The organism is Bacteroidota bacterium, assembly GCA_016715425.1.
Classification (GTDB): domain Bacteria; phylum Bacteroidota; class Bacteroidia; order Chitinophagales; family BACL12; genus JADKAC01.
Genome location: JADKAC010000005.1, coordinates 767363 through 780742, shown reverse-complemented (window position 1 = coordinate 780742; position 13380 = coordinate 767363). Strand labels below are relative to the sequence as shown.

At 34.8% G+C, this 13380-nt stretch carries 13 protein-coding genes; 6 read left to right on the top strand and 7 right to left on the bottom strand.

Features of this window, described 5'->3' with window-relative positions; genetic code table 11:
• Both IPN31_09100 and IPN31_09095 read right to left on the bottom strand, forming a co-directional pair.
• Positions 1 to 816: a ParA family protein gene (locus tag IPN31_09100; protein ID MBK8682044.1), complete on the bottom strand. Its 816-nt coding sequence runs from the start codon at positions 814 to 816 to the stop codon at positions 1 to 3.
• A 1-nt stretch (position 817) separates the two neighbouring features.
• Complete coding sequence (locus IPN31_09095) at positions 818 to 1498, bottom strand: metal-dependent hydrolase (protein MBK8682043.1); 681 nt, start codon at positions 1496 to 1498, stop codon at positions 818 to 820.
• 224 nt (positions 1499 to 1722) lie between these two features.
• Between IPN31_09095 and IPN31_09090 the strand changes: the two genes are divergently transcribed.
• Entirely contained in the window at positions 1723 to 3369 is a 1647-nt protein-coding gene (locus IPN31_09090; GenBank protein MBK8682042.1) for an ABC transporter substrate-binding protein, read from the top strand.
• Here IPN31_09090 and IPN31_09085 read toward each other — a convergent pair.
• The gene (locus IPN31_09085) at positions 3366 to 3797 is read right to left on the bottom strand and encodes an NUDIX domain-containing protein (GenBank protein ID MBK8682041.1); all 432 of its coding nucleotides are present in this window, start codon (positions 3795 to 3797) and stop codon (positions 3366 to 3368) included. The two genes, IPN31_09090 and IPN31_09085, sit on opposite strands and share 4 nt — an antisense overlap.
• A 3-nt stretch (positions 3798 to 3800) precedes the next feature.
• Complete coding sequence (locus tag IPN31_09080; protein MBK8682040.1) at positions 3801 to 4271, bottom strand: peroxiredoxin; 471 nt, start codon at positions 4269 to 4271, stop codon at positions 3801 to 3803.
• 223 nt (positions 4272 to 4494) lie between these two features.
• Between IPN31_09080 and IPN31_09075 the strand changes: the two genes are divergently transcribed.
• The gene (locus IPN31_09075) at positions 4495 to 5400 is read left to right on the top strand and encodes a T9SS type A sorting domain-containing protein (GenBank protein ID MBK8682039.1); all 906 of its coding nucleotides are present in this window, start codon (positions 4495 to 4497) and stop codon (positions 5398 to 5400) included.
• 42 nt (positions 5401 to 5442) lie between these two features.
• On the opposite strand, the gene IPN31_09070 is transcribed toward IPN31_09075, so the two are convergent.
• The 3 genes from IPN31_09070 to IPN31_09060 all read right to left on the bottom strand — a co-directional run bounded on the left by IPN31_09070 (position 5443) and on the right by IPN31_09060 (position 7071).
• Positions 5443 to 6189: a T9SS type A sorting domain-containing protein gene (locus IPN31_09070; GenBank protein MBK8682038.1), complete on the bottom strand. Its 747-nt coding sequence runs from the start codon at positions 6187 to 6189 to the stop codon at positions 5443 to 5445.
• Positions 6190 to 6254: 65 nt separating this feature from the next.
• The gene (locus tag IPN31_09065) at positions 6255 to 6533 is read right to left on the bottom strand and encodes a tetratricopeptide repeat protein (protein MBK8682037.1); all 279 of its coding nucleotides are present in this window, start codon (positions 6531 to 6533) and stop codon (positions 6255 to 6257) included.
• Complete coding sequence (locus IPN31_09060) at positions 6523 to 7071, bottom strand: tetratricopeptide repeat protein (protein ID MBK8682036.1); 549 nt, start codon at positions 7069 to 7071, stop codon at positions 6523 to 6525. Before IPN31_09060 ends, IPN31_09065 begins: the two co-directional genes overlap by 11 nt.
• Before the next feature lie 138 nt (positions 7072 to 7209).
• Between IPN31_09060 and secDF the strand changes: the two genes are divergently transcribed.
• The 4 genes from secDF (at position 7210) to IPN31_09040 (ending at position 13321) form a co-directional block, all read left to right on the top strand.
• Positions 7210 to 10287, top strand: a complete 3078-nt coding sequence (gene secDF / locus IPN31_09055; GenBank protein ID MBK8682035.1) for a protein translocase subunit SecDF — start codon at positions 7210 to 7212, stop codon at positions 10285 to 10287.
• A 98-nt stretch (positions 10288 to 10385) separates the two neighbouring features.
• On the top strand, positions 10386 to 10664 hold the full coding sequence (locus IPN31_09050) for a hypothetical protein (protein MBK8682034.1): 279 nt from the start codon (positions 10386 to 10388) through the stop codon (positions 10662 to 10664).
• 147 nt (positions 10665 to 10811) lie between these two features.
• Entirely contained in the window at positions 10812 to 12326 is a 1515-nt protein-coding gene (locus tag IPN31_09045; protein MBK8682033.1) for a PD40 domain-containing protein, read from the top strand.
• An 83-nt stretch (positions 12327 to 12409) separates the two neighbouring features.
• On the top strand, positions 12410 to 13321 hold the full coding sequence (locus tag IPN31_09040; protein ID MBK8682032.1) for a cupin-like domain-containing protein: 912 nt from the start codon (positions 12410 to 12412) through the stop codon (positions 13319 to 13321).
• The last annotated feature ends 59 nt before the right edge of the window (positions 13322 to 13380 follow it).

Genomic DNA, 13380 nt, shown 5'->3' with positions numbered 1-13380 from the left:
TCAATTCTGACTAATATTTAACAGCGAATCATTGTTCTCAATTACTTCCACCTTACCGTTATTTTGTAAAATTTCCCGTGCAAGATTCATGTAATTAATTGCGCCGGTAGATTCTGCATCATACATAATTACTGGTTTTCCAAAACTCGGTGCCTCACCCAAACGAGTGTTGCGATGTATAATTGTATCAAACACCATATCCTGAAAATGACGCTTTACTTCTGTTACTACTTGATTAGATAAACGCAAACGCACATCATACATCGTGAGTAAAATACCTTCTATCTGCAATTCATTATTCAATCTGTTTTGAACAATTTTAACTGTATTCAATAATTTTCCCAATCCTTCCAATGCAAAATATTCGCACTGCACAGGAATCAATACTGAGTCCGCAGCTGCGAGTGCATTCACTGTAATTAAGCCGAGTGAAGGAGAACAATCAATGAGTATAAAATCAAAATCATCTTTAATTTCTTCCAACACTTTACCCATTATTTTTTCACGATTGGGATGATTTATTAATTCTATTTCTGCTCCAACCAAATCGAGGTGAGCAGGTAATAAAAATAAATTTGGTGTGGCTGTATCAATCACCGCATCTTTTGCTATTTTTTCATTAATCATGCAATCATAAATATTCGTGCGATTCACTTTAGGATCGAAACCGATACCGGAAGTTGAATTGGCCTGCGGATCAGCATCCACTAATAATGTTTTGAATTCTAAAACTGCAAGACTTGCAGCCAGATTAATAGCGGTTGTGGTTTTACCAACACCGCCTTTTTGATTTGCTATCGCAATTATTTTTCCCATATCAGGTGTTAAAAGTTTCTCCTATTTTAATTAAGTGTAAATTAATTTCTTCGTCTTTAAATTTATTCTTTACTTTTTTGTGGTCTATTTCAATATAACCAAAAGTATCGTAATGCATTCCGATAACGGTATCGCATTTTATCATTTTCGATGCGATTACTGCATCTGCATAACCCATTGTAAAATTATCGCCAACCGGAAGAAACGCTAAATCAAGTTTATAATTTTTTCCAATCAACTTCATGTCCTGTGTAAGTGCAGTATCACCTGCATAATAAAATGTAGCTTCTTTGGAAGTGATAATAAATCCTCCGGGATTACCACCGTAAGAGCCATCCGGCATTGAACTGGAATGCGCTGCATGCACCATTTTTACAACACCAAAATCAAAAGTCCATTGACCGCCGATATTCATCGGATGAAAATTTTCAATTCCATGTTTTTGAAACCAGGTTACTACTTCAAAATTTCCAATGATAGTAGCGTTTGTATTTTTTTGTATTGCAATTACATCTGCCACATGATCTAAATGTCCATGACTCAGTAAAATAAAATCTGCCTTAATAGTATTTATATCAATTGCTTTTGCCAATGGATTAGGTGTAATAAACGGATCAAACAACAAGTGCTTTCCTGATATTTCTACTAAAAAACATGAATGACCGTAATAGATTATCTTCATTTGTCTGAGCTATTTTTTCGACAGGGTAAAATTAAACGATTGCTTTACCGCAGACTAAGCATAGTGAATAAACTTTTAAACAGCATATTTTTTCAGTGTGGATAATTTCCAACGGTTTAGGTCAAAGCATATTTTTTTTGTATGCACAATTAATTCGGCAATCAAACTGGCTTAAACATTATCTTTATTTCCTGAATTTTATTTTCAATTAAACTTTACGCATTTTGTCTAAGTATTTAATAAAAGTACTGTTCGCAGTTCTTGCACTCAGTGTTTGTTGTTTGCAATCCTGTAAACGTGAAAGTGATGCAGCAGAGAAGACAGTTTTTAATCTCAACCTTTCCAATCCGGTAACTTCTTTAGATCCTGCATTTGCAAGCGACCAACCAAATTCATGGGCAGTAAATCAAATGTTTAACGGATTAGTGCAATTGGATTCCGGTTTACAGGTGATTCCTTGTATTGCGAAATCATGGACATTAAGCGCTGATGAAAAAACCTACACATTTAACTTACGCAATGACGTATTTTTTCATGACAACATCTGTTTTGAAAATAATAAAGGAAGAAGAGTAACTGCTGAGGACTTTGTGTTTTCATTTAATCGTTTGTTAGATCCGAAAACAGCTGCAAGAGGCAATTGGGTGTTTCAAAATATTGTGAATAGTAATCAACCGTTTATTGCGGTGAATGATTCGACACTTGCCGTTAATTTAATTCATCCTTTCTCTCCTTTTTTACAACGATTATGTATTCCGTATTGTAGTGTTGTACCTAAAGAAGGTATTGAAAAATACGGCAAAGATTTCCGTAGTAATCCTGTGGGCACGGGTCCTTTTATGCTTATAAAATGGAAGGAAGGAGATTTATTAATTATGCATAAAAATCCAAATTATTTTGAAACAGATTTGAAAGGTGAACCACTTCCCTATCTCGATGCAATTAACTTTCAATTTATCTCCAACAAGTCAACAGAATTTTTAAAATTTATGAATGGAGAATTGGATTTTGTAAGTGATATTGATGTGAGTTTACAACGCTCTGTGTTAACAGGTGACGGACAATTGCAAGAACAATATGCCAAGCAGTTTCAATTATTAAAAGGTCCTTATTTAAATGTAGAATATCTCACAATACTTATGGACTCCACCGCTGCAATTATGCAGATGAATCCATTGACAATTCAAAAAATACGACAAGCAATTAACTATGCAATTAACCGTAAGGAAATAATTTTATTTCTGCGCAATGGAAGAGGTATTCCTGCTGAAGATGGAATAGTGCCGCCCAGTTTATATCATCAATATTTTTATGAGCATTTTGGCTATAATTATAATCCTTCAAAAGCAATTCAATTATTTAAAGAAGCAGGTTTTGAAAATGGAATTGGCTTACCTGAAATCATGTTGCATACTACAGATCAATATCAGGATATTGCTGTTTTTATAAAGGAAAAATTAGAACATATTGGTATTGCAATTCGGATAGAAACGGTGGATCCGAGAATACTTCGTGAAATGCGAGTAAACCGACAGTCTGCTTTCTTTCGTGGAAGCTGGATTGCTGATTATGGAGATGCAGAATCTTTCTTGCAATTATTTTATTCTAAATCAGGTGCACCACCAAATTATGCAAGATATAGTAATCCGAAATTTGATTTATTATTTGAGCAAGCAGTTGCTGAAACAGACTTGAACAAACGCAATCTTTTATATCGCAGTATGGATAGTGTAATGATGCAGGATGCGCCTATTGTACCACTGTATTATGATGAAGTTTACAGATTTGTAAAACCCGGTATTACAGGTATGGAACCGGATGCATTAAATATGTTGAATTTAAAACAAGTAAAAAAAACTATTGAACATTAAATCTGTATTTCACCAAATTTTATACGACGTAATATTTCTTTATCAATTGGAAAATTCAAATCCTTTTCTTGTAATTCATCCCAACGTTTCCATAAAAAACTTTGATTATTTTCTGCATTGAAAGGGAGATTTTTATAACCGTCGTTTGATATCTCTTCCGCTTCAATCAAATAATATATACTAATTACTTGCTGTTGATCATTTAAAAAAGATTGCACAAAAAAATCGGTGGTATATAAATGACGAAGAACCCGGATTTTTAATCCGAGTTCTTCTATAAATTCTCTTTTTAAACAATCTATTGTTCCTTCACCAAATTCAAGTCCACCTCCGGGAAATTTTATTACTTGTACACCTTTAACTGATTCATTAGATAGTAAAACACTATTGTTGTGCAGCCAAAGTCCATATACCCGAATGGTGAACACGAATTAATCGATGGACTTTAATACTTCTTTAATTTTATCAAAATCAGGAAAATCAGCAGGTGAATCTTTCACATTCGCATAGCGCACAATTCCTTCACGATCTATAACAAATTCAGATCTTTTAGCAACACCTTTCATTCCCGGATTAAAAGTTTCATGCACACAGCCATACATTTCAATCACTTCTTTATTAAAATCAGATAGCAAAGAGAAATTTAGTTTTTCAACTTCTTTAAATTTTGCAAGTGTATTTACGGAATCCACAGAAATTGCAAGCACTTTAGCATCTAAATCTTCATAGGCACCAAGACCATCTCTCGTCGCACACATTTCTTTTGTACAAACGCCGGTAAACGCTTGCGGAAAAAATAACAACAATACTTTTTGACCTTTAAAATCTTCTAAGTTTATTAACTCTTTCTCACTGGAATACAAGGAGAATTTTGGAGCAACATCATTTACATTTACTTTCATAATTATTTAAATATTTGTTTTAGTTAACTCTAACAAGTTTATGGCATAACTGTTTAAATAGGTGTTTTAATTTAAATTTGATTAAAATCATTATTACAAAGATGATTTACAAATATGTTTCTGAATTGAAAAATTATTCACATAAGATTTAAATCATTACATAATTATGGTTTTACATTGCCTTATATTTGTGCTATTCAAAAACATTTAAAAAATTGACACTATGAGAAGTCGTTTACTATTATTAATTACTGCATTAGCATATTTACCATTTTCCGGAATTGCACAGCAAATTCCAAATGGAGATATGGAAGACTGGTTACCACTTGTAATCGGTACCGGCGAAAAACCTGTGGGTTGGGATAGCCCGGATGTTATTGGAGCTGCACTTGGTTTAGCTGACCGTGTGGTTGAAAAAGAAACCGCTTCGGTTCAGTCAGGTTCTGCTGCTGCAAAACTTACTACCAAAACATTAGTAGCTACCGGTTTGCCACCACTTACTATTCCAGGCACTTTAGTTATTGGAACAATTGTATTTGATCCATTAACCTTAGAAGCCGGTGTTATTGGCGGAATGGCAATTTCTGAAGTTGCAGATGCATTGGTTGGATATTATAAATATTTTCCAGCGCCAGGAGATACGATGAGTATTGGAGTTCAATTATTTCAAGACGGAACAATAGTTGGTGGCGGCGAGTTTAACGATGCCACAGAAAAATCAACTTATACGATGTTTGAAGTGCCAATTGCAACAGCGGGCACACCTGATTCTATGCAGGTTATTCTTTTATCATCAGGCAGTTTTGCAGGTGCTATTGCGGGAAGTATCTTATATATAGATAATATGACCCTTACCGGTTTATCATCCATTGATTTTCTTGCAGGTAGTGGTTTAAAACCGAATATTTATCCAAATCCGGCTTATGATGTAATCAACATTTTAAATCCACTTGATTATAATGTTGAGATGGAAGTGTATAACATCAGCGGATCTAAAGTTGACTATACTACTCTAACTCCTGAAATGAATGCAATTAACGTGAGTAATTATGCTTCAGGATTATATATGTTTCGCTTAATGAATAACGGCGAACAAATTTTTGCAGGCAAATTCAAAGTGTCTAAATAAAATAATATTAAATCTTTTAAAAGCCTCCGATTTCGGGGGCTTTTATTTTTTCATAAAGAGTGAAGTAATAATTTGCTGATTATTTTTAAATCCTGAAAACAAATACATTCCCGGTTCCAGATTTTCAATTGCAATTTGATTTATTGAGGATTCAGTTTCAAATAAAATCCTTCCATTTAATTCTGAAATGCGAATCTTATCAAAATTTTCCCCCTCAAACTGAATCATTGTACTTGCAGGATTAGGGTAAATCTTAAAATCGGAATTTGAAACAGATTCTATTGCAACATCATAATTACACTGCAACATGACGGATTCTATTTCCCAAATACCATCGGTAACGGGCCAAATATCAAAGGTGGTGCTTGCATCAGGACAAACCACTGTGTAATTGGGATAAAATAGAGTATCGTAAATTATTTCAAAGGCTTGCACCACATCATAACCTCCACCATCTACACCAAAAAAATAAAAAGGGTAATCATTTTCTAGATTAAATGCAGCAAGTTCTGCAGATTCATCTTGTTTACTAATTACCCAGATTTCCAAGCCACCTCCTGCAGCTGCACCATATTCAATATTCAACTGCTTCAAATCCGGTAAATAATATTCACAAGGTGTACATCCCAAAAAAAAGAAATTGATAATTACTGTGTGTTCAGAATTGAGTCTTTCATATAAATTGTGTTCTACTCCATTTATATCAGTTATGGTAAAATCAGGTGCCACTTGCGCACTGCTATTTTCTACTAATAAAAGAATACCAACGAATGCGAGTACAAATTTCATATTGTGAGATAAGATTAGTAAAAAAGCCGGAGAAACCGGCTTTAGTAAAAATCGTGTTTAAAAAATTACTTTTTACAAATATTGTCGTAATCCTGCTGAGCATCTGTATCTCCCAAATCAATGGCACGTTTCCAATCTGAACATGCATTTTCATCATCATATAAATAATAGTAAGCAAGGCCTCTATTATAATATGCATCACTAGCTTCCGGATGCAATTCCAAAACTTTTGTGTAAGAAGCAATTGCATCTTCATACTTTTTTAAATCTACCTGATTAAAACCAAGGTTGAACCATGCATCTTCATCATTCGCATTTATCTCCGTACATTTTTTAAAAATCAATTGCTGCTTTTGCCGGATCGCCTAATTTTTGATAGCAAAGCCCACGGTTGTAATATGCATCATTCTCAGAATCGTCCAAGCGAATTGTGGTGTTAAAATCTTCAAGTGCTTCAGTATATCTTCCAAGTGAATATCTTGTAAAACCTCTTTCAAGATAAGCTTCTACATAATCTGTATTGTAATATATAGCGCTTGTGTATGCCTGAACAGCCTCCTCCAGCTTATTCAAATCAACTAGCGTATATCCTTTATAATAATAAGCCTCATAATCTCCGGTATTGATTTTAGTAACCTTGTCAAAGTCTTCAACTGCTGCGACAAATTTCCCTCCGTAGTAATTGGCAAGTCCTCTATTGAAATATGCAGCTGCATCCTCAGGTGCTAAAGCAATGCATTCCGTATAATCCGCAACGGCACCCACATAATCTGCTTTTGTATATTTTTCATAGGCAGAGTTAAACCAATCGGTTGCTGTATTTTGGGCAAAAATCAGAGAAGAACTAAAAAGCAAAGCTGTAATAATTGTAAAACGTTTCATATTCAATCTAATGTGTGTTTAATATATGTTTTGTTTATGTTTTATGAATGATGCTAGCGGATAGGATTAGGTTGTAAGTTATCCCGTATTGCTTGCTGAAAATATTCCTATATTTGCACGCTCAAAATTTGACCTAAAATTATAAATAATCACGAATTATGCAGGGTAAAAGGTTTAATCAGGTTCTTCCTGATTGTTCTCGCTTTAGTATGTATCTATCAACTATCATTCACCTGGGTTGCAAGCAATGTTGAAAGTGATGCAGCTGCTTATGCCGAGCAATCTGTAACTGCAGATTTAACTGGTGAAGACAGAGTAGAATTTATCTCAGAAAAGAAACGGGAATATCTGGCCAAAAAAGCCAATGAAACAGTATATAACCTCGGTATTGCAAAATATAATTATGATGAGGTAAAAGAAAGAGCTCTAAAACTTGGACTTGATCTACAAGGTGGAATGAGTGTAGTATTGGAAGTTTCCAAATACGACCTCGTTAAAAGCCTTTCCAATAATCCAAAAAATCCAAAGCTGAATGAGGCATTAGAACAAGCGAGAATTGAATCTGGAAAAGGTAATGGAGATTTGATAGATTTATTTGTTTCGATTTATGAGAAGGCAAATCCGGGATCTCAATTGGTTTCACTGTTTAGTAGCAGAGATAACTCCGAAAAACTTGCAGCTACCGCTTCCAACTCAGATGTAAAAACATTTCTAAAGGAAGAAGCCGAGAAAGGTGTTAACTCTACTTATACAAAACTCAAAGAACGAATTGATAAATTTGGTGTATCACAGCCTTATATTACTTTACAAGAAAGCACCGGAAGAATTATTGTTGAATTACCTGGAGTAGATAATCCTAAGCAAGTGAGAAAACTACTTCAATCAACTGCAAATCTTCAGTTTTGGCAAACATATACTATCCAGGATCTTTCTGCTAATCTTACCGCTGCCAATGAAGCGTTGAGAAGTGTAATGGAAGAGAACAAAGATACTTTTAGTGATGGGAGTTCTATAATAGATACAACTACAGTTAATACAACTGCATTTACTGAAGATACTGCTACGCAAACCGAAGTAATTGCAGAAAACTCCGGCGATTCTAATACACTGTTTGGTGAAAATACCGATACTATTTCTGATTTAGATACAACTGCTTCTCAATCCGGACCATTATTAAATACCGTTTTATTGCCACCCCAAAGTGCAGGCCCTGTTTTAGGATATGTAAATGTGAAAGATACTGCCAAATTGATGGAGTATCTCGCAATGGATGTTGTGGTAAGTACGTTTCCCGGAGATGTTAGGTTCATGCTAAGTTCCGGACCTATTCCTACAGATAAAGATCTGTATGAATTGTATGCTATGAAAGGAAAAGTGGATGGCAATGGCCCTCTGCTTGAAGGTGATGTAATTAGTAACGCAACTCAAAGTTTTAATCCAACTAACGGTTCGCCGGAAGTTTCCATGACTATGAAGAGCGATGGAGCTAAAGCATGGAGAAGAATAACCTCAGAAAATACAGGAAAGTTTATTGCAATTACTTTAGATAACACTGTGTATTCTGCTCCTAGAGTAAATGAAGAAATCCCTAACGGTCGTTCTGTTATCTCTGGAAATTTTGAAGTAAAAGATGCACAGGTATTAGCAAATATTTTAGAGGTAGGAAAGCTACCGGTGCCGAGTCGCATTGTACAGGAAGATATTGTAGGTCCTTCATTAGGTCGTCAGGCAATTAGTGCAGGTTTAATATCCATGATTGCAGGACTTGTGCTTGTGATTTTCTTTATGGCGTTATATTACAGTACTGCCGGATTAGTTTCTGACATTGCTTTATTCGCCAATATATTTTTCATATTTGGAATACTCTCATCTATTGGGGCTACATTAACACTACCTGGTATTGCCGGTCTTGTATTGACAATGGGTATGGCGGTGGATGCCAACGTTATTATATATGAACGTATTAGGGAGGAATTGGCAAAAGGTAAAACCATGATTAAAGCAATTGCCGATGGTTATTCCAATTCTTATTCAGCCATTATTGACTCGCAGCTAACAACTTTAATAATTGGTATTATCCTTTCTCAATTTGGTGTAGGACCAGTTAAAGGATTTGCAGTAGTCCTTATCATTGGTATTTTAACTTCATTATTTACTTCCATTTTTATTTCCAGATTGATTTTGGATAATATGGTTCGCAAAGAAAAACCAATTAAATACTATACGAATTTCACCAAGAATGCTTTTAAGAATGTAAATTTTGATTTCATGGGAAAACGACGTATTGGTTATATTTTCTCTTTGTCAATAACATTTATCGGATTGATGTTTATTTTCATTTCCGGATTTGATTTAGGTGTCGATTTTAAAGGCGGTAGAACTTACACAGTAAAATTCGATCAACCGGTTGATGCTACTGAAGTGAGAAATCATTTGTTCGGGACTTTTGATGATAAAATACAAGTGAAAACTTTCAGCGGAAATGATAAATTAAAAATTACAACGAGTTATAAAATTGAAGAATCATTTCCTGAAACTGATAGTGTAGTTGCTTCAACTCTTTACCAAAATCTTACTGGCTTTTATTCAACAGATCCAAGCTTCAGCACATGGGATGCAGTATATAAAGAAAGTCAAATGAAAGTGGAGCCAACCATTGCACAAGACATTAAGAAAAGTGCCTTTATTGCTTTAGGACTTGCACTTCTTGCTATTTTCATTTATATCACTATTCGATTCCGAAGGTGGCAATTTGCACTTGGCGGAGTAATGGCCTTATTGCACGATGCAGTAGTTGTACTCTCAGTATTTGCCATCTTTAAAAATATAATGCCGTTTACTCTGGAAATTAATGAAGCATTTATTGCGGCCTTGTTAACTGTTATCGGTTACTCAATTAACGACACTGTGGTAGTTTTCGACAGAATTCGTGAATACCTTAGAGAATCAAAAGCAGGTACTATTAAAGAGATATTTAACCTTGCAATTAATCAAACACTAAGTCGTACTGTAATTACAGGTGGTACAACAATGCTGTCCATTTTAGTGTTACTATTATTTGGAACAGAAAATATACAAGGATTTGCATTAGCAATCTTTGTAGGAGTTGCCTTCGGTACATATTCATCTGTATTTATTGCATCTTCTTTAGCACTTGAATTATATGGTAAAAAATCGCATGATAAATCAGCAGATGAAGTGTTGCGTAGAAAATAATTTTTAATAAAGTCCATTTACCCAACCCCTTTCCTAACCAGATAGGGGTTTTTTTAAACTATAATCATCACCTTATAATCACGTTGTAGAAAAAATATATGCGCCACTTAATAATTACAGGATTATTTTGTTTTACTTTTTTTCAGAGCTACAGTCAGATAGTAACTCCTGAAACTGCATCCAAAAAAGCACGCAAATTTTTTGATACCGGAATTCAAATGGCAATGGGCAGCAATTTTAAAGAAGCTGCTGAAGCGTTTAAGCAGGCCGTTACAATCGAACCTGAATTTATTACAGCATATATCTATGGCGGCGATGCATATCAGCAAGCGGGTTTGCATGTAGAAGCAGAAGAATTTTTTAGAAAAAGCAATTGACCTTCAAGCTGATTATGATGTAGGTGTTTATATAAAAATTGCAAGATCAGAACAAATGCTGATGAAGTACGATGAAGCGTTTGAACATATTCAAATATTTCTTGCACATCCGGATATTGTTGGAGAAACAAAAGAAAAGCAGAATTATTGTTGACAAGTATTGAGTTTGCAGTGGATGCAGTGCAACATCCTGTTGAATTTAAACCAATCAATCTCGGACCGAATGTAAACAGCGAATACTCAGAATATTTCCCCAGTATTTCTGCTGATAATTCTGTTATGATTTTTACAAGAAACATTCAAGAAGAAGTTAAATTAGAAAGCGGTGGAACTACTATTCATTTAAATGAAGATTTTTTCATTACAGAAAATATCAATGGCGTTTGGTCTGCTGCCTTAAATATGGGTAAGCCAATTAATAGTAAATTAAATGAAGGTGCTCAAAACATTTCTGCTGATGGCAAATGGCTTTTTTATACCTTATGTAATAGCCCTGAAGGATTCGGCAGTTGTGATATTTATTACTCATTAAAAATTGGCAACGAATGGACTTATCCTGAAAATGCAGGACGAAATATAAATTCCGGAAATTGGGATTCACAACCCTCTGTTTCTGCCGATGGGAAATATTTATTTTATACCAGTAATCGTCCGGGAGGTTTAGGCGGCGCAGATATTTACATCAGCAAAATGGGTGAAGATGGTTATTGGGAAAAACCTGTGAATGCAGGTCCGAAAATAAATACCCCTGAAGATGATAAATCACCCTTTATTCATCCCGACGGACGCACATTATATTTTTCAAGCAGCGGACATCCGGGCATGGGTGGCAGTGATTTATTTTTTATTAAAAAAGATGAAAATGGCGAATGGCAAACACCTGTAAATCTTGGTTATCCTATAAATACTTCCGGCGATGAAACCACACTTAGTCTTTCAGCAGATGGAAACACTGCATACTTTGCCAGCGATAGATTTGATGCCTTGGGATTACTTGATTTATACAGCTTCAACGTACCTGCTCCTATGCGACCAGAGCCGGTAACTTATGTGAAAGCAATTGTAAAAGATGCCCGCACTAAAAAGACATTGAAAGCAGAAGTGCAGTTAATGAATTTGAAAACAGGTAAAGAAGTACTCACCACTTTTAGCGATGAAAAAAATGGAGAGTTTTTAGTTATTCTACCTATTGGAAATGAGTACGGATTGTTTGTTCAAAAGCAAGGCTATTTATTCCACTCAGAAAATTTCAGTTTGGAAAATGTAAAACAAGATGAACCCTATACACTCGAAATTTTTCTTCAACCTGTTTCTTCAGGAGAAATAATTACGCTGCGCAATATATTTTTTAATACCGCTTCTGCAGAGTTATTGCCGGAATCAGAAACTGAATTAAATAAAGCGGTTGAATTACTGCAATTAAATAACAATATTAAAGTGCGGATAAACGGACATACGGATAATATTGGAAGTGAGTCTGAAAACTTACAATTATCCATTGACAGAGCATTAGCGGTGGAAGATTATTTAATACAGGCAGGTATTGCAAAAGAAAGATTATCACATCAGGGATTCGGAGAAACAAAACCGGTTGATTCAAATGAAACTGAGGATGGCAGAGCAACTAACCGACGCACAGAATTAGAAATAATTAGTTTGTAAACATTAAAAGTGAGTTAATTGATTAAAATCACTCGTCACAGAATTGTTACTGTGTTAATTTTGTACAATAATAAAATCGGAATATGATAAACTATGATTCACCTGTTCCTGTGGTGGACGCTTCGAGTATAAGCAAACAGGAATTTATGGACCAATATCACAAGCCTCAAAAACCGGTGGTTCTCCGTGGCTTATGGAAACAATATCCCGCTTATGAAAAGTGGACTATGGAATATTTTAAAAATGCCATGGGTGACCACATTGTTGATTTAGTAAGCAGTTCAAAAGCAGATCCCAGTGAAACTATTAAAGTCCCACATGCTCGCATGAAATTCAGCGAATATTTAGATTTAATAGAAAAGGAACCTACAGATTTGCGCTTGTTTTTATTTCCGGTGTTTAAATACAAACCCGAGCTATTAAAAGATTTTGGATATCCTTCCATTGCAAGTGGTTATATTAAATTGCCCTTTATGTTTTTCGGACCAAAAAATTCGATAACACGTATTCATCAGGATATAGATATGAGTAATGTATTCCTCACCCAATTTAACGGTAGAAAACGTGTGGTTCTTTTTGCACCCGATCAATCCAAATTATTATATCGTTTACCTTTTAATGTACATACCACGGTAGATATAGATCATCCGGATTACGAAAAATATCCCGGATTAAAATATGTGAAAGGCAGCACTGCAATTTTAGAATATGGCGATACGCTTTATATGCCCAGCGGTTATTGGCATCATATCGAATATCTGGAAGGTGGTTTTGGTTTAAGTGTGCGCACTGTTGGCTCTACCCTTGCCTTAAAAGCAAAAGGTGCATATAACCTTTCCATTCAAAGAAAATTTGATGATATCATGCGCAAGATGTTCGACAAAAAATGGTTTGCATATAAATTAGCATTAGCAAAGAAACGAGCAGATAAAGAAATAGAAAAAATTGATTCAGGTAACAACGACTCGCAGCAACCCAAACCTGCATACAATTAATCTAATTTAATTTACTTTTAAAAGAGGCTATTTCAAAAGGTGAAATAGCCTCTTTTTTT